This is a genomic window from Bradyrhizobium yuanmingense (genome assembly GCF_029167105.1).
GTDB classification, from domain to species: domain Bacteria; phylum Pseudomonadota; class Alphaproteobacteria; order Rhizobiales; family Xanthobacteraceae; genus Bradyrhizobium; species Bradyrhizobium yuanmingense_A.
Genome location: NZ_JARFML010000048.1, coordinates 1 through 16294 on the forward strand (window position 1 = coordinate 1; position 16294 = coordinate 16294).

Annotated in this window: 18 protein-coding genes; 6 read left to right on the top strand and 12 right to left on the bottom strand. The window is 65.4% G+C overall.

Annotated elements, in window-relative coordinates:
- Window positions 1–135 precede the first annotated feature (135 nt).
- The gene (locus P0R31_RS36645) at window positions 136–774 is read left to right on the top strand and encodes an aspartate/glutamate racemase family protein (protein WP_275519788.1); all 639 of its coding nucleotides are present in this window, start codon (window positions 136–138) and stop codon (window positions 772–774) included.
- Here P0R31_RS36645 and P0R31_RS36650 read toward each other — a convergent pair.
- Window positions 771–1418 carry a TetR/AcrR family transcriptional regulator gene (locus tag P0R31_RS36650; RefSeq protein ID WP_275519790.1) on the bottom strand — a complete coding sequence of 216 codons (648 nt, stop codon included), beginning with the start codon at window positions 1416–1418 and terminating at the stop codon, window positions 771–773. The two genes, P0R31_RS36645 and P0R31_RS36650, sit on opposite strands and share 4 nt — an antisense overlap.
- A 139-nt stretch (window positions 1419–1557) precedes the next feature.
- Between P0R31_RS36650 and P0R31_RS36655 the strand changes: the two genes are divergently transcribed.
- From P0R31_RS36655 to P0R31_RS36670, 4 genes are all read left to right on the top strand, one after another.
- Complete coding sequence (locus P0R31_RS36655) at window positions 1558–1767, top strand: ferredoxin (protein ID WP_275519792.1); 210 nt, start codon at window positions 1558–1560, stop codon at window positions 1765–1767.
- Between the two features lie 58 nt (window positions 1768–1825).
- The gene (locus P0R31_RS36660; protein WP_275519794.1) at window positions 1826–3049 is read left to right on the top strand and encodes a cytochrome P450; all 1224 of its coding nucleotides are present in this window, start codon (window positions 1826–1828) and stop codon (window positions 3047–3049) included.
- An 85-nt stretch (window positions 3050–3134) separates the two neighbouring features.
- Window positions 3135–3794: a sulfite oxidase-like oxidoreductase gene (locus P0R31_RS36665; RefSeq protein ID WP_275519795.1), complete on the top strand. Its 660-nt coding sequence runs from the start codon at window positions 3135–3137 to the stop codon at window positions 3792–3794.
- A 25-nt stretch (window positions 3795–3819) separates the two neighbouring features.
- Window positions 3820–5043, top strand: coding sequence for a bifunctional alpha/beta hydrolase/OsmC family protein (locus P0R31_RS36670; RefSeq protein WP_275519797.1), 1224 nt, complete (start codon window positions 3820–3822; stop codon window positions 5041–5043).
- A 10-nt stretch (window positions 5044–5053) separates the two neighbouring features.
- On the opposite strand, the gene P0R31_RS36675 is transcribed toward P0R31_RS36670, so the two are convergent.
- Complete coding sequence (locus P0R31_RS36675) at window positions 5054–6481, bottom strand: PLP-dependent aminotransferase family protein (protein ID WP_275519862.1); 1428 nt, start codon at window positions 6479–6481, stop codon at window positions 5054–5056.
- Window positions 6482–6582: 101 nt separating this feature from the next.
- Between P0R31_RS36675 and P0R31_RS36680 the strand changes: the two genes are divergently transcribed.
- Complete coding sequence (locus tag P0R31_RS36680; RefSeq protein WP_275519798.1) at window positions 6583–7497, top strand: DMT family transporter; 915 nt, start codon at window positions 6583–6585, stop codon at window positions 7495–7497.
- Here the strand turns inward: P0R31_RS36680 and P0R31_RS36685 are convergent.
- The 10 genes from P0R31_RS36685 to paaX all read right to left on the bottom strand — a co-directional run bounded on the left by P0R31_RS36685 (window position 7476) and on the right by paaX (window position 16123).
- Window positions 7476–8531 carry a YeeE/YedE family protein gene (locus P0R31_RS36685; protein ID WP_275519800.1) on the bottom strand — a complete coding sequence of 352 codons (1056 nt, stop codon included), beginning with the start codon at window positions 8529–8531 and terminating at the stop codon, window positions 7476–7478. The two genes, P0R31_RS36680 and P0R31_RS36685, sit on opposite strands and share 22 nt — an antisense overlap.
- Before the next feature lie 2 nt (window positions 8532–8533).
- Window positions 8534–9535: a quinone oxidoreductase family protein gene (locus P0R31_RS36690; RefSeq protein ID WP_275519802.1), complete on the bottom strand. Its 1002-nt coding sequence runs from the start codon at window positions 9533–9535 to the stop codon at window positions 8534–8536.
- Between the two features lie 64 nt (window positions 9536–9599).
- A complete protein-coding gene (gene paaK / locus P0R31_RS36695; RefSeq protein ID WP_275519804.1) occupies window positions 9600–10931 on the bottom strand; it encodes a phenylacetate--CoA ligase PaaK in 1332 nt (443 codons plus the stop codon).
- A gap of 39 nt (window positions 10932–10970) precedes the next feature.
- Window positions 10971–11420, bottom strand: a complete 450-nt coding sequence (gene paaI / locus P0R31_RS36700; protein WP_275519806.1) for a hydroxyphenylacetyl-CoA thioesterase PaaI — start codon at window positions 11418–11420, stop codon at window positions 10971–10973.
- A gap of 102 nt (window positions 11421–11522) precedes the next feature.
- Window positions 11523–12605, bottom strand: coding sequence for a 1,2-phenylacetyl-CoA epoxidase subunit PaaE (gene paaE / locus P0R31_RS36705; protein WP_275519808.1), 1083 nt, complete (start codon window positions 12603–12605; stop codon window positions 11523–11525).
- A gap of 2 nt (window positions 12606–12607) precedes the next feature.
- Window positions 12608–13108 carry a 1,2-phenylacetyl-CoA epoxidase subunit PaaD gene (gene paaD, locus P0R31_RS36710; protein WP_275519810.1) on the bottom strand — a complete coding sequence of 167 codons (501 nt, stop codon included), beginning with the start codon at window positions 13106–13108 and terminating at the stop codon, window positions 12608–12610.
- Window positions 13102–13878, bottom strand: coding sequence for a 1,2-phenylacetyl-CoA epoxidase subunit PaaC (paaC, locus tag P0R31_RS36715; protein WP_275519812.1), 777 nt, complete (start codon window positions 13876–13878; stop codon window positions 13102–13104). Before paaC ends, paaD begins: the two co-directional genes overlap by 7 nt.
- Window positions 13879–13891: 13 nt before the next feature.
- Window positions 13892–14179, bottom strand: a complete 288-nt coding sequence (gene paaB / locus P0R31_RS36720; protein WP_015687593.1) for a 1,2-phenylacetyl-CoA epoxidase subunit PaaB — start codon at window positions 14177–14179, stop codon at window positions 13892–13894.
- 9 nt (window positions 14180–14188) lie between these two features.
- Entirely contained in the window at window positions 14189–15181 is a 993-nt protein-coding gene (gene paaA, locus P0R31_RS36725) for a 1,2-phenylacetyl-CoA epoxidase subunit PaaA (protein WP_275519815.1), read from the bottom strand.
- 75 nt (window positions 15182–15256) lie between these two features.
- The gene (gene paaX / locus P0R31_RS36730) at window positions 15257–16123 is read right to left on the bottom strand and encodes a phenylacetic acid degradation operon negative regulatory protein PaaX (RefSeq protein WP_275519817.1); all 867 of its coding nucleotides are present in this window, start codon (window positions 16121–16123) and stop codon (window positions 15257–15259) included.
- Window positions 16124–16294: the final 171 nt, after the last annotated feature.

Consider the following 16294-nt stretch of genomic DNA (forward strand, 5'->3'; position numbering starts at 1 on the left):
GGTCGGATTGCGCAGCAATCCGGGTGAGGGGGAGTTTCCGCGAGTCCAACTCTCACCTTTTTGTGCCGAGAGAGCCCCTCACCCCGACCCTCTCCCCGTAAGAACGGGGAGAGGGAGAAGAAGCATCGAGCCACAATGCGCATCGCCCTTATCCACGCCCTCAAGCATTCCATCGCCCCGATCGAGGCAGCGTTTGCGCAGGCGTGGCCCGAGCCGCGGCTGATGAACCTGCTTGACGACAGTCTCTCGGCGGATCTCGCCCGCGACGGGCAACTCAACGATGCCATGACGGAACGGTTCATCGCGCTCGGCGACTACGCAGCGGCGACGGGAGCAGATGGAATCCTGTTCACCTGCTCCGCCTTCGGCCCATGCATCGAGGCCGTCGCGCGCGCGCATGCGCCGATGCCGGTGCTGAAGCCGAACGAGGCCATGATCGAGAGGGCGGTGACCATGGGCCGGCGCATCGGCCTGCTCTCGACCTTTCCGCCGACGCTGGCGTCGATGCCGCCCGAGTTTCCCGCCTCCGTCGAGGTGGTGCCGAAGCTCGCCGACGGCGCGCTGGCCGCGCTCGACCACGGCGACCGCGCCACGCATGACCGGCTGATCGCGGAGGCCTCACGGAGCTTGCGCGATTGCGACGTCATCGCGCTGGCGCAATTCAGCATCGCCGCGACGGCGCCGCTGGTCGCGGAGGCCACCGGCCGCCCCGTCGTGACCACGCCGGACAGCGCGGTCGAAAAGCTGATGAAGCTGCTGAAGGCGAAGCCCTAAGCGCCGGCCTTGGTCCGACCTCGCGCATCCTTGATCGCGACCGCAAGCGCAGCCTTCGTCTCGTTGACGAAATCCTCGACCAGCTCCTCGCGCGTGGCATGCGCCGCCTCGCCGGTGAACAGGCCCTGCTCGGCCAGCATCACCACCCCGTGCAGCGCCGCCCAGATCTTGAGCGCCTGCCGTTCGCGCAAATAGCCCACGGCGGGCGCTTCCAGAGCTTCGATCACGAGCGCAAAGGTCTCCCGCGTCGCCTCGTGCAGCTCGCTGCCCTTGGCCGCGCAGGACACCGTGCGCGAGGCGAACATCAGGCGGTAGATGCCATTCCGGCGCAAGCCGAAATCGAGCGTCGCCTGCGCGAGCCGCGACAGCTTCGATTGCTGCGACGGCCTTGCCATCGCATCACGCAAGAGCGCCGAGAGCTGACGGAATGCTTGCGCGGTGACGGCGGCGAGCAGCGCCTCGCGGTCGGCAAAATGCCGGTATGGCGCCGGCTGCGAGACCCCGAGCTTCTTGGCAAGCGCCTTGATGCTGATCGCCTCCGCGCCGCCCCGCTCTGCCTCTTGCAGCGCGGCCTCGATCAACGCATCGCGGAGATCGCCATGGTGGTAGGTCTTCGCGGGCTTGCGGGCTGGTCGTGAACGCATGTCGGGAGGAAGCCTACAAGTTTGCGCTTGACAGGGGAAGCCCACCGCGAATGTAATAGCATATAACTTAAAGAAGAACCGAGATGAGGAAACGCGCCGCCTTCGGGCCCTTGCGCGCACGCGACCAAGGAAGCCAATAATGGCAGAACGACTGAAGGTTCGCGTCGATCCCGACAAATGCCAGGGCCATGCCCGCTGCAAGGCGCTCGCGCCGGAGCTTTTCGAGCTCGACGAATACGGCAACGCCCACGCAGCCGGCGACGGCACCGTCCCGCCGGGGCTGGAGGACAAAGCCTGGCTTGCGAAATCCAACTGCCCGGAAATCGCAATCGATGTGATCGAGGAATAGCGCGGCCCGCTGCCGCCCCGCGTGCGTTCAGCGAATACCAGCCAAGGAAATGCTTGCCATGTCCGACGTCGACCAGCCCGTCGCCCATCCGCCCGTCACCGACTGGGTCCATGATTTCGACCACACCGATCCGCAATGGACGGAGGATCCGTTCCCGATCTGGGACGAGCTGCGAGCCGCAAGCCCCGTGGTGCACACCAAACGCTTCCTCGGCTGCTACTTGCCGACGACCTATGAGGCCGTGCGGGAGATCGCCAACGACACCGAGCATTTCTCCTCCCGCCGCATCATCGTCCGTGACGTGCGGCCGGAAATCACCAGCAAGAACGCGGCCCCGCCGATCACCTCCGATCCGCCCGAGCACAAGCCGGCCAAGCAATTGCTGCTGCCGCCCTTCACCCCGGACGCGATGAAGAAGCTCGAGCCGCGCGTCCGCGCCATCTGCAACGAGCTGATCGACGACTTCATCGCCGAGCAGAGGGTGGACGCTGCGGCGCGCTACACCAAGCACATTCCTGTTCGGGCGATCGCGCACATGCTCGGCATTCCCGAGAGCGACAGCGACCTTTTCATCAATTGGATCCACATGATCCTCGAGCTCGGCATCAGGGACGAGAGCAAGCTGCTCCAGGCCGTGCAGGAGATGACGGCCTATTTCGGCGGCCATATCGAAGCGCGCAAGAGCAAGCCCAGCGACGATCTGATCTCCTACCTGATGAACGCCAGGGACAAGAACGGCAATCCGCTCGAGGACACCCATGTGATGGGCTCGCTACGCCTGCTGCTGATCGCCGGCATCGACACCACCTGGAGCGCGATCGGCTCCTCGCTCTGGCATCTTGCGAAGACGCCGGCCGATCGCGAGCGGCTGATCGCCGAGCCCGGACTGATTCCGACCGCCGTGGAGGAGCTGCTGCGCGCCTATTCGCCAGTGACGATGGCGCGTGAAGTGGTCAAGGAGACCACGGTGTCCGGCTGTCCGGTCAAGCCGGGCAACATGGTGCTGCTGTCGTTCCCGGCAGCCAACCGCGACCCCAAGATGTTTCCGGACGCTGACAAAGTCGTGATCGACCGCCGCGAGAACCGCCATGCGGCTTTCGGCCTTGGCATCCACCGCTGCGTCGGTTCCAACCTCGCGCGCATGGAAATGCAGGTGGCGCTGGAGGAATGGCTGAAGCGGATTCCCGACTTCCGGCTCGATCCGGCAGGCACGGTGACTTGGTCGCAAGGAACGGTGCGCGGCCCCCGCCAGTTGCCATTTTTGCTCGGAGAGGCGATGTAGGTCTTCCCAAAGGAAGCGGACAGGCCTTTCATGGCGAGCGCGACACCAAGCACGCCTCCGCCATGCATCGCCACGAGCACAGGCCATGACCGACGAAACGCCATCCGACAGCAAGCTGACGCACACCAAGGAGAAGTGGGCGCGCGAGGGCCGCTTTCTCACCGGCAAGATTACACGCCCGGAGGATCAAAGGCTTCCACCCGGGCAGCACCTCACCAAGGACTGGCCGGTGCTCGATCTCGGGGTCACGCCGCCGGTCTCGCGCGAGCGCTGGCGGCTCGACGTCTATGGCGCGGTCGAGGCTCCCGTGTTCTGGACCTTTGCCGAATTCGCCGCGCAGAAGCAGTCCCGGTTCACCTCGGACATCCATTGCGTCACGACCTGGTCGCGCTACGACAACGAGTGGGAAGGGCTCGCCACGCGTGAGCTGCTGGCGGCCTGCCAGCCGCGCGAGGATGCCCGCTTCGTCGTGCTGCATTCCTATGACGGTTACACCACCAATCTCGCGCTTGAGGATTTTGCCGCCGAGGACGCGCTGCTCGCCCACAGCTGGTCCGGCCAGCCGCTGACGGAGGAGCATGGCGGCCCAGTGCGGCTGGTCGTGCCGCACCTCTATTTCTGGAAGAGCGCGAAATGGCTCCAGGCCATCGAATTCCTGACCGAGGACGCGCCGGGCTTCTGGGAAGTCCGCGGCTATCATAACCGCGGTGATCCCTGGGCCGAGCAGCGCTATTCGGGCGATTAGGTTCGAGCAAGACGGGGGGAAGCCCATGCCGACGGAACGCTTTCAATTCACCGGCGAAGGCGGCCATCAGCTCGCGGCCGCGCTGGAGCTGCCTGACGGCGAGCCCGCGGCTTTCGCGCTGTTCGCGCATTGCTTCACCTGCGGCAAGGACACGCTGGCGGCCAAGCGCATCTCGGTCGCGCTCGCCGCCAAGGGCATCGCGGTGTTGCGCTTCGACTTCACCGGGCTCGGCTCCAGCGGCGGCGATTTCGCCAATTCGACGTTCTCCTCCAACGTTGCCGATCTCGTCCGCGCCGCCGATCATCTGCGCCAGACCCGCAAGGCACCCTCGATCCTGATCGGCCACAGCCTCGGTGGCGCCGCGATCCTCGTCGCTGCCGGACGGATTCCCGAGGCAAGAGCGGTGGTCACCATCGCGGCGCCCTCGGATCCCGCCCACGTCACCGGCCTGTTCCGGGAGCATCTCGACAACATCCGCGCGCAGGGCGAGGTCGAAGTCTCGCTCGCGGGACGCCCGTTCCGGATCAAGCGCGAATTCCTCGACGACATCGCCGAGCGCGAGCTGATGAAGGACGTCACCGGCCTGCACAAGGCGCTGCTGGTGATGCATTCGCCCCTCGACGACACCGTCGGCATCGACAACGCAACGAAGCTCTTCATCGCGGCAAGACACCCCAAGAGCTTCGTCTCGCTCGACCAAGCCGATCATCTTCTGACCAAGCCTGCCGACGCGCTCTACGCGGCCGACGTGATCGTGGCCTGGGCCAGCCGTTATGTCGATGCAGCGGCGCCCGCGAAGGCGATCGATCTGCCCGAGGAGCCGCGCAAGGTCGTGGTGCAGGAGACCCGCAAGAGCAAGTTCAACCAGAGCATCATTGTCGGCCCGCATCATCTGGTGGCGGACGAGCCCATTGCGGCCGGCGGCGCGGATGCCGGGCCCGGCCCGTACGATTTCCTGCTCGCCGGCCTAGGTGCCTGCACCTCGATGACCATGCGTCTTTATGCCGACCGCAAGTCGCTGCCGCTCGACCGCGTCACGGTCACGCTGAAGCATTCCAAGATCTACGCCAAGGATTGTGCGGAGTGCGAAACGCGCGAGGGCATGCTCGACCAGATCGAGCGCGACATCGCCATCGACGGCGCGCTCGATGCCGAGCAGCGCAAGAAGCTGATGGAGATCGCCGACAAATGCCCGGTGCACCGGACGCTGACATCGGAGATCCGCATCGTGACGAAAGCGGTGGAGTAGCAGCCCGGCATTAGAAGCAGGATGCCATTGTCCGGACCGCCGCACTGATCTCGCTCTCGCGCCAGGCCGCAAAGCCGAGCAGCAGTCCGTGATCGCAGGGGCGGTCGACCGCAAGGCTGGACAAGGCTCGCGTTTCGACGCCCGCCGCGACCAGTCGCTTGGCCACGGCTCGATCGGCCCGTCCGCGCTTGAGGCGGACGACGAGTTGGATACCGCCGGGGGGTACCTCGATGGAGAGCGTGCCACCCAGATGCCGCTCCAGCTCCGCGACGAGGTGATCGCGGCGCGCGTGGTAGAGCCGGCGCAGCCGGCGCAGATGTGCGAGGAAGTGTCCATCGGTGATGAAATCGGCCAGCGCGTCCTGGACGTGGCTGGCGCCGATCAGCCCCATGTGCTGCTGCGCGATCTCCAGCGTGCCCACCAGCGCCTTCGGCGCTACGAGATAGCCGAGCCGGATGTCCGATCTCATCGCCTTCGAGAAAGTGCCGACATAGAACACGCGGCCATGGGCATCGAGTCCCTGCAGGGCCGGCACCGGCCGGCTATCATAGTGGAATTCGCCGTCGTAATCGTCCTCGACGATCCAGGTCCTGCCGGGCCGGCTCGCGCCCAGAAAGCCGGTGCGTCGCGCCAGCGACATCAATCGGCCGGTCGGATGCTGATGCGACGGCGTCATGAAGATCAGTCTTGGAGCGGGGAGGCCCGGCATCCGCTGCATACCCTGTTCGTCCAGCCTGATCCCGGTCAGAAGCGCGCCGGATGCGCGGAAAGCCGCCGTCGCGCCGGGATAACCGGGGTCTTCGACCCAGACGGTGTCGCCTGGCGAAATGAGTGTGGCAGCAATCAAGGTCAGCGCCGCCTGCGCGCTCGGCAGGATCATGATCTGATCCGCCGTGGCGCGAACACCCCTGCTGCTCGCCAGATAATGCGCGAGCGCTTCGCGCAGACCCAGCCGGTTGATGGGGCCGAGTTCGCGCCTGCCTGCATGCACGGCACTGCGGCGCAGGTAGCGCGCCCAGACCTCGTTCGGAAATTCCCTGAAATCGCCCACCCCGGGGCGCAGCGGCTTGAATTGGCCCCGATAGGACATCGGCCAATCGGCCCGCTGGAGCTTCGTAGCCCAGGATGAGAGCCGCGGCTTGCCGGCGCGTTCGCCCGCCGCCATAGCGCCCCGTTCGATGCGTTCGTGCCCATCGGTCGTGACCACGGGACGGCGACCATGTGATGCCGCGAGATATCCCTCGGCCGCGAGCTGCTCGAACGCGTATGTGACGGTGTTGCGCGACACGCCGAGATCGCTGGCAAGCCGCCGGCTCGACGGCAGCACGCGGCCTTTGCCGAGGCGGCCGGTCGCGATCAGATTCCGGAGCTGTCTCGTCAGCTGCGCAACGAGCCCCTCACCGTCGGTCCGCTTCAGTTCGATCAGGGAAGAGACCATCGTGTCGGATTCTGGCACCCTGTTCTTCTCCGATCTGGCCCTTTCTGAGAGACCAGTCTGGATGCTAACCAACGGCTCGCATCGCTTCAAGGACTTGCGGCATGAATACCCTGCCACCGCGTCTGGCCGTCGGTCTGTTCCTCATCGTGGTGCTGGCCTGGGGCGTGAACTGGTCAGTGACCAAGCAGCTCGTGCAGTTCGTCCCGCCGCTTTGGGTCGCGGCGATCCGGAGTTGGATCGCGTTGGCCGGCTTGTTCGCGATCCTCGGACCGAGCAACCATCTGGTGATTCCTGAGCGGCGCGACATTCCCGTGATCCTGAGCGTGGCGCTTCTGCACATGACGCTGTTCTCGATCCTGGTTGCGGCCGGCCTTCGCTTCCTGCCTGCAAGCAAGGGCGTCGTGCTCGGCTACACAACACCGCTCTGGGTTGCACTCGCCGCGCCACTACTTGGAAAGGACGCGCTGACCGCGCCAAAGCTCGCGGGCGCTCTGCTCGGCCTGATCGGCCTTGTCGTCATCCTGAATCCGTCCTCGGTCGACTGGAGCAACACCAACGTCCTGCTCGGCGCTGGCATGGTCATCCTGGCTGCGATCTGCTGGGCTGCGAACATCATCTATATGCGCGCGCATCGCTGGATCGGGTCTCCGCTCCAGCTGTTGTTCTGGCAGGTGCTCCTGGCAACGATCGTGCTCTCGGTCGGCGCAACCGTCGTGGACGGCATTCCGCATATGGCGTGGTCGTGGACGCCCGTACTGCTGTTTCTCTATTCGGGGCTGATCGGAACGGTGCTGGCTTATTGGGCAATGTCGGTGGTCAACAAGAGCATCTCCGCCCTGACGACGTCGCTTGGCACCACGGGGACACCGCTCGTCGGCATCGCCAGCGCCGCGATCCTGCTGGGTGAACCCATCGACATCAGCCTTGCGATCGCGGCCGCTCTGATCGTCACCGGCATCGGCCTTGCGACGCTCGGCGACCGGATGCTGCGCGGTCAGGCCACCGCGAGAGGCTGAACGCGCAAGCTCCCGCGCAGGCCTGCCGTGGTGCCGAGCAGGATGCCGGCAACGGCGACGAAGGAGCCAAGCGCCAACGTCGATATGCCCGTGAGCCCCTGCCCGATCGAGCAGCCGAACGCCATCACGCCGCCGATCCCCATCAGCACAGCACCGGTGCCTGACCGCAGCATGTGACGTGGCGAGGAATAGCCTTCGAGCTTGAAGCGGCCAGTTGCGAGTGCCGTCACCAGACTGCCGGCGAAGACGCCGGCCACCGTCGCGATGCCGAAGTTGAGCGTCAGTCCGGTCGAGAGCATGGCATATTGCAGGCTATCGGCGATCGGCGCGACGAACGTAAGGGAGGTCACGGGGACCGGATTGAAGTCGTCGGCACCGAGATAGCCGGTGGCCAGCCAGCCGCCGGCGACGAGGAGGCCCACGATGATGCCCGCTACGACCTGGCCGGGCGAGCGACGGAACGCAGGATGCGCGAAAGCGAACAGGCTCAACGCGACGGTTGTCGCGGCCGCGGCGAGCGCGCGCGAAAGCGATTCCGTGAAGCCGAGCGTCGCCAGCAACGACGGCAGCGAATTGGCAGGAGCCGTGGCTTGCGTTGCCTGGACCAGCGCAATGCGCGCCGGTGCGATGAGGCCCTTCAGCGTCATCTGCGCGGCAATCGCGAGCACGATCACGACGACGAAGGAGCGGAGATTGCCGCGGCCGAGCAGCACCAGCGCCCGCGAGCCGCAGCCGTTCGACAGCACCATGCCGTAGCCGAACAGCAGGCCGCCGAGGAACAGCACCGCCGGCGAAAACGACGGCTGCAGATAGATCGACTTGCCGAGATCGACCGTGCCGCTGCCGGCGAGGAACTGGCTGGCGGCGATCGCAACAGCGATTGCGAGCGCGTAGGTCCGTACCAGCCGCCCGTCGCCCTCCGCCAGAAACCCGCGCATGCTGCTCATCAGGCAGAAACCACTGAGCAGGCCAACGGCGCCGTAGGCGAGACCGATGGCAAGGCCTGAGAGGATGACGAGTTGCGTGGATTCCATCGTTACGGCTTCAGGATCACCCGGTCACGCGACGAGCCGGCGACCGCTCGATACGCGTCCTTCGCGCGCTCCAGCGGATAGATCGCATTCGCCCTGATCGGAAACGGCTTCAGATGGCCGCTGGCAAAACCCGGCCCGAGGTCGCGCAGCACCGCGCCCGTCGCAGCCGACGATAGACCCAGCGTGTCGATGCCGACATAGGTGTGCTGACCCCGATAGAATTCGAGGATGTTGAACTGCACGATGCGGTCGATCGCGGCGATCAGGATCTGGCGGCCCCGAAGCGCGAGCGATTTTTGCGCGGCCTGGAAATAGGGATCGCCGACCGTATTGAAGACGATGTCGGCGCCCTTGCCGCCGGTCAATTCGCGCACGCGCGCGGCAACGTCGGTCGCGGAGGCGTCGATCACCCCGATGGGCGCGCTGGCATGGCCTTCATAGGCTTCCGCCCTGCGCACCACACCGATCACGCGCGCACCCTGCCAGGTCGCGATCTGCACCGCGGCCTGGCCGACCTTGCCATTCACACCGAAAACCAGAACGGTCTCGCCGCTCTTCGGCACGCCCGCCCTGCGAAGGCCTTCCATCGCGGTCACGAAGGGCACGCCGATGCCGGCGGCCTCCTCCCAGGTCACAGTCCTCGGCTTCTCCACGACCGCATCGGCTTCGACCACGAGATGGCTCGCATGAGTGCCGTCACGACGAATGCCGAGGTCGCCAGAGGAGCCGAACACTTCGCTCCCAATGGTGGCGACGGGCCCGTCAATCACCACGCCGGCATAGTCGCGGCCTGGGGTCCGGGGGAACACGGCATAGGGCATCAGCCCGGTCGCAGCCTTGACGTCGGAGGGATTGACCGCGGCAGCCTTCACCTCGATCAGAAGATCGTTCGGCCCGCGCGCAAGCGTCTGCCGCTCAATTGTCGGCGCAAGCGCAGCTGGATTTTCAGCTTTGGCGCTGAGGCGCACACAGCGCGCTTCGACGGTTTTGGCATCGGCTGACATGAAAAGACCCGCGATTTCTCGCGGGCCTTGTCGCCTCTGGCGCCGGTCGAGTCAATCCGTCCAGTCAGTCCTTTGGCCGCTTGTCGAAGAGCCGCTTGGCCTTGCCGAGCGAGCGCTCCAGCGTGGCCGGCGCAACCACCTGCACCCTGGAGCTGATGCCGATCGTATTCTTGATGTGGGTCGAGACCCGGTCCGCATGATCGACGAGCCCGCGGCCGTCCCAGCTTTCGGGCCGCGCCTCGGCGATGATGGTGAGCTCGTCCATGCGGCCTTCCCGGGTGAGCTCGAGGATGAAATGGCCGCCGCACCAGTCGGTCGCGAGCAGCACCTCCTCGATCTGGGTCGGGAACAGGTTGACGCCGCGCAGGATGATCATGTCGTCCGAGCGCCCGGTCACCTTCTCCATCCGCCGCATGCCCGGCCGTGCCGTTCCCGGCAGCAGCCGCGTCAGGTCGCGGGTTCGATAGCGGATCACCGGAAAGGCTTCCTTGGACAGCGAGGTGAAGACCAGCTCGCCCTTCTCGCCATCGGGCAGCACCGCGCCGGTCTCGGGGTCGATCACCTCAGGGTAGAAATGATCCTCCCAAATGTGCAGGCCGTCCTTGGTCTCGATGCATTCCTGCGCGACGCCCGGGCCGATCACCTCGGACAGGCCATAGATGTCGGTCGCGTCCATGTCGAAAGCGTCCTCGATCTCGGCGCGCATTGCATTGGTCCAGGGCTCGGCGCCGAAGATGCCGATCTTGAGCGAGCACTGGCGTGGATCCAGCTTCTGGCGCTTGAACTCGTCGAGGATCGCCAGCATGTAGCTCGGCGTCACCGTGATGATGTCGGGCCGGAAATCGTTGATGAGCTGCACCTGCCGCTCGGTCATGCCGCCGGAAATCGGCACCACCGTGCAGCCGAGCTTCTCGGCGCCGTAGTGCACGCCGAGACCGCCGGTGAAGAGGCCATAGCCGTAGGCATTGTGGATGATCATGCCGGTGCGGCCGCCGGCGGCCCGGATCGAGCGCGCCATCACCTCGGACCAGGTGTCGATATCGCGCTGCGTATAGCCGACCACGATCGGCTTTCCGGTCGTGCCGGATGAAGCATGCACCCGCACGAGCTTCTCGCGCGGCACGGCGAACATGTCGAAGGGATAATTGTCGCGCAAATCCGTCTTCACCGTGAACGGGAATTTGGCGAGATCGGAGAGATCGCGAAAGTCGGACGGATGCACGCCCGCTTTGTCGAACGCCTTGCGGTAATGCGCGACGTTGTCGTAGGCGTGCTTCAGCGACCAGGCCAGCCGCTGCTTTTGCAGATCCATGATCTCGTCGCGCGAGGCACGCTCATGCGCGTCCATCTCCGCGCTATAGGTGTTGCCACCTTCCTTGAGCTTCGTCAGAGCCATCCTCGTTTCCCCACATTGTCTGTTCTTTTTTGTTTGGTTTTATTGATCTTGCGCCGGCAGCCATTTGCCGGGAATGACGCGGGAATGTCCGCGGAATTCCGCGATGACGACCTCGCCCGCCGTGACACGCACGTCGTAGATGCCGGAGCGGCCGCCGCGGGTGATCTCCCGCGCCTTGGCGATGAGACGATCGCCAAGCTTGCCGGGCTTGATGAACGTGATCTGGCCCTGTGCCGCGACGACGCGCTCATTGTGCGAGTTGCAGGCGAACGCGAAGGCGGAATCGGCGAGCGTGAAGATGAAGCCGCCATGGGCGATGCGCTGGCCGTTGACCATGTCCGGCCGCACCGTCATGGCGAGCGTCGCAAAGCCCGGGCCGATCTCGACGATCTCCATGCCGAGACCTTTGGAGGCATCGTCCTCGGCCCACATCGCATCGGCGCAGGCGCGGGCGATATCCTCAGGCGACAAAGCGGCTTTGACGTTCACGCGCTTCTCCCGGCCAGACGTTTGCTCATGATGTTCTGCTGGTTGGCCCGCACTGTCAAATCATGCGACGCATTTGTATTGCGGAGCCGCAGAACGCCCTGATCAGACATGATCATAATCGACAACGACCCGCTCCGTGGACGGCTTGGCCTGGCAGGTGAGAACAAAGCCGGCCTTGAGCTCCCACGGCTCCAGTGAATAGTTGATGTCCATCGGCGCCTCGCCCTCGACCAGCTTGGCGCGGCAGGTTGAGCACATTCCGCCCTTGCAGGCGAAGGGCAGATCGACGCCGGCGCGCAGAGCGGCATCGAGGATGGCCTCGTCCTCGGCGACCGGCACGTCGCGGCGCTTGCCGTCGATGATCAGCGAGGCGATCGCCTTCGGCGGCGCGTCGGGCGCAACCGCCCTTTGCGGCCGCGGCTTGCCGCCGAATTCGGAGACGAAGCGCTCGACATGGATGCGCTCGTCCGCGATGCCGAGATCGCGGCAGGTCGCCTCGATGTCCTCGCTCATGCCAAGAGGACCGCAGATGAAGACGTGATCGACGCTGGCCGCCGGCACCAATGCATGGAGCAGCACCCTCACCTTGTCGCCGTCGAGCCGGCCATGCAGGATCGGGATGTCCTGCTCCTCGCCGGAGAGCACGTAGAAGATCGAAAGGCGCTCGATGAAGCGGTCCTTCAGCTCCTCGAGCGCCTCGAGGAACATGATGCTGTCGGTGGTGCGGTTGCCGTAGAACAGAAAGAAGCGGCTGCCGGGCTCACGCGCGAGCACGCCCTTCACGATCGACAGGATCGGCGTGATGCCGGAGCCGGCGGCGAAGCCGACATGGATACGACCGGCATCGGCGGGCGGGACCACGCCGAAGCGGCCGGTCGGCGTCATCACGTCGAGCTCGTCGCCGCATTTGAGATCTTCGGCGGCCCAGCTCGAAAACGCGCCACCATCGACCTTCTTCACGGCGATACGGATCTCGCCGTCGTCGGGGCCGGAGCAAATCGAATAGGAGCGGCGCACCTCTTCGCCGTCGAGCGTGGCGCGCAGCGTCAGGTACTGGCCGGGCGTGAAGGCGTAGTCGCCGGCGAGTTCACCGGGAATGGCGAAGGTCATCGAGACGGCGTCGGACGCCTCGCGGCGCAGGTCGTTGATGGCGAGGCGATGGAAGCGCGGTGCGGCTGCGGACATGGTCAATGACACTTGAAGTAATCGAACGGTTCGCGGCAGGCCTTGCAGCGCCAGAGCGCCTTGCAGGAGGTCGAGCCGAATTCGGACAGCAGCTCGGTCTTGTCCGAGCCGCATTGCGGGCACGCCACCGTCTGCTCGCCGAACAGCGCACGGCGCGAGTTTGAAGCTTGCGGCGGCGCGATGCCGCAGGCGCGCAGCTTCTGGCGTCCCTCCTCGCTCATCCAGTCCGTGGTCCAGGCCGGCGACAGCACGGTCCGTACCTTCGGACGATGGAAACCGGCGCGCTCCAGCGCGATCTCGATTTCGAGCGCGATCATGTTCATGGCCGGACAGCCCGAATAGGTCGGTGTGATCGCAACCTCGACATGATCGCCGTCGAGAACGACATCGCGCAGCACGCCGAGATCGGCGATGGTCAGCACCGGGATTTCCGGATCGACCACGCTGGCCGCAGCGTTCCAGGCGCGTTGATGCAACTCGCGATCGCGCTCCACCGTCACCATGTCAGCCCCGGAAAAGTCCGCTGCATCGATTGCAGCTCCGATAGGAGGTGGCCGAGATGCTCGCTGTGACGACCGGAGCGGCCGCCCTGTTGCATCCACTCGTTCTGCGGCGGCGCGAGCGTTGCTTCACGCGTGACGTCCGAGAGCGTCGCCAGCCAGCGCCCACGCAAGCTTGCGGGATCGACGGCAATGCCGGCATGGATCAGCGCGCGTTCGCCGTCGTCGACGGCAAACATCTCGCCGGTAAAGGCCCAGAGATGATCGATCGCTCCTTGCGTGCGCGCGTGGCTCTCCTCAGTGCCGTCGCCGAGCCGGATAATCCATTCCGAGGCATGGCGCAGATGGTAGGCGCTCTCCTTCTCCGATTTCGCAGCAATCGCCGCCAGCGTCGCATCGCGCGAATTCATCATCGCACGCCAATAGAGATCGGCGAAGGCGGAATAGAAGAATTGCCGCACCAGGGTCTGGGCAAAATCGCCGTTGGGCTGCTCGACTAGGAGAAGATTGCGATACTGCCGCACGTCGCGCAAGTAAGCGAGCTTGTCCTCGTCGTTGTCCCTGCCTTCGACCTTGGCGGCAAAGGTGTAGAGCTCCCGCGCCTGGCCGATCAGGTCGAGCGCGATGTTGGAAAGCGCCATGTCCTCTTCCAGCATCGGCGCATGCCCGCACCATTCCGACAGCCTGTGACCAAGGATCAGCGCATCGTCGGCACGGCGCAATGCGTAAAGCACCAGCGGTGTTTCGGAGACCTGGATGTTGGCGCAAGACATCACATCATCCCCGTCACATGTGCCCCACTTCTTCCGGCACCTCGTAGAACGTCGGATGCCGGTAGATCTTGGATTCCGCCGGCTCGAACATCATGCCCTTCTCGGCGGGATCGCTCGCGGTGATCGCGCTCGACGGCACGACCCAGATCGACAGGCCCTCGCCGCGCCGGGTGTAGATGTCGCGGGCGGCCTGCAGCGCCATGGTCGCATCGCTCGCATGCAGCGAACCGACATGCTTGTGTGCGAGCCCGTTGCGGCTGCGAATGAAGACTTCCCACAGCGGCGTGTTCGGCGTGGCCATATCGTTCTCCTATTCGGCAGCCTGAGCCGTCTGACGCCGGGCGCGCTTGGCGGCATAGCTAGCTGCCGCCTCGCGCACCCAGGCGCCCTCCTCGTGCGCCTTGCGGCGCGCGGCCATCCGGTCGCGATTGCACGGGCCGTTGCCGGCGAGCACCTGCTTGAACTCCGTCCAATCGATCTCGCTGTAGCGCCAGTGTCCGTCGGCGTCCTGAATCATGCCGGGATCGGGAATGGTGAGGCCGAGATATTGCGCCTGCGGCACGGTGGCATCGACGAATTTCTGGCGCAGCTCGTCATTGGAGAAGCGCTTGATCTTCCACTTCGTCGAGGTGTCGCTGTGCTGGCTCGTCGCATCCGGCGGGCCGAACATCATCAGCACCGGCCACCACCAGCGGTTCAGCGCGTCCTGAGCCATCGCCTTCTGCTCCTCCGAGCCGCGGCACAGCGTCACCATGATCTCGTAACCCTGGCGCTGGTGGAAGGACTCCTCCTTGCAGACGCGGATCATCGCGCGCGCATAAGGCCCGTAGGAGCAGCGGCACAGCGGGATCTGGTTCATGATCGCAGCGCCGTCGACCAGCCAGCCGATCGTGCCGATGTCGGCCCAGGTCAGCGTCGGATAGTTGAAGATCGAGGAATATTTGGCCTTGCCGGCGAGCATGGCGTCGACCAACTCCTCGCGCGAGGACCCGAGCGTCTCGGCGGCGGCGTAGAGATAGAGGCCGTGGCCGCATTCATCCTGCACCTTGGCGAGCAGCGCGGCCTTGCGGCGCAAGGTCGGCGCGCGCGTGATCCAGTTGCCTTCGGGCAGCATGCCGACGATTTCGGAATGCGCGTGCTGGGAGATCTGGCGGGTGAGCGTCTTGCGATAGGCCGCCGGCATCCAGTCGTTCGGCTCGATGCGCTCCTCGGCATCGATGCGGGCCTGGAACTGCGCAGCTTTGCCTGCGTCCTCGAGATCGCGATCGGCGGTCTCGGCCGTGTTCAGCGCCTGGGTGTACATGCGCATCCTCCCGTTTATTGGGAGACAATATATAACAAGATTTACATCATGCAAGATATTTCTGTAACATAATGGTCAGGCGCCGAACCTTCGTTCCAGCAGCTTTCGCGCGGGCGGCAACGGCCCTTTTTCATTGGTTCCATGGCTGTCGAGCCATTGTTCGGACAGAGCGAGCAGCGCGCGATAGATCTCGCCGCAGAGTTCGCGGGCGGCCCTGCCCGGCCAATCCGGCGGCAGCAGGCTCTCGGGCAGCAGCGGATCGCGCAGCACGACGCGGCGGTAGTGATGGATCAAGAGGATCCGCGCCGTGAAGGCGTCGGCGTCGGACAAATCGGTGCCGCGCGCGATCCCGGCGCGCAGCGGCTCGAACGTCTTCATGAACTTCAGATAGGCGTCGGCGGTCCGATCGAGCGGCCAGCTCGCGCTGAGCAGACGGCGGCCGCTGTCGTCCTCCGCCGAGACTTCGAGGCGGATCGCGCCTGCCGCCTCATCCGGCACCGGCACGCCCGATGGTGCGACCCACACGCCCGGCAGCGGGCTACCGAAGCCGGCATTGCGCAGTGCTTCGCGCGAAGCGTCGCGATCCTCGCCATTGCCGATCAGCAGCAGCTCGAAGCGTCCGGTCCAGCCGGACGGCGGCGGATCGTAGATGTGGCGCGTCGCGGCTTCGAAGGTCTGGCGGCCCTTGTCGGCCAGGCGATAGAAACTATTGCGGCCGACCTTCTCGCGCGTCAGCCAGCCGTCGGCAGCAAGCCGCGACATCGCGGTGCGCACCACGCCGCTGTCGATGTCGAGACTCTCGAAAAATTCCAAGAGCGTGCCGAGCCACACCGAGCCGCCGCGCGGCACGATGGCATCGCCGAACACGGTGATGACGATGGAGCCGGTGCGCGAGGGCTCGCGCTTGAGCTGGTCGATGATGCGGGAGAGCGGATGCGCCATGCGGCAGGCTTAGCGCGTTTGGTGCAGGCGCGACAATGGAGGGGGCGACGGCTCTTGCCCTCCCTCTCCCCGTTCTTACGGGGAGAGGGCTGGGGTGAGGGGCCGCATCAGCAAACTCATTAGTAATGGGTTCGCGGAGAGTCCCCCTCACCCGCCACGCTTCGCGTGTCG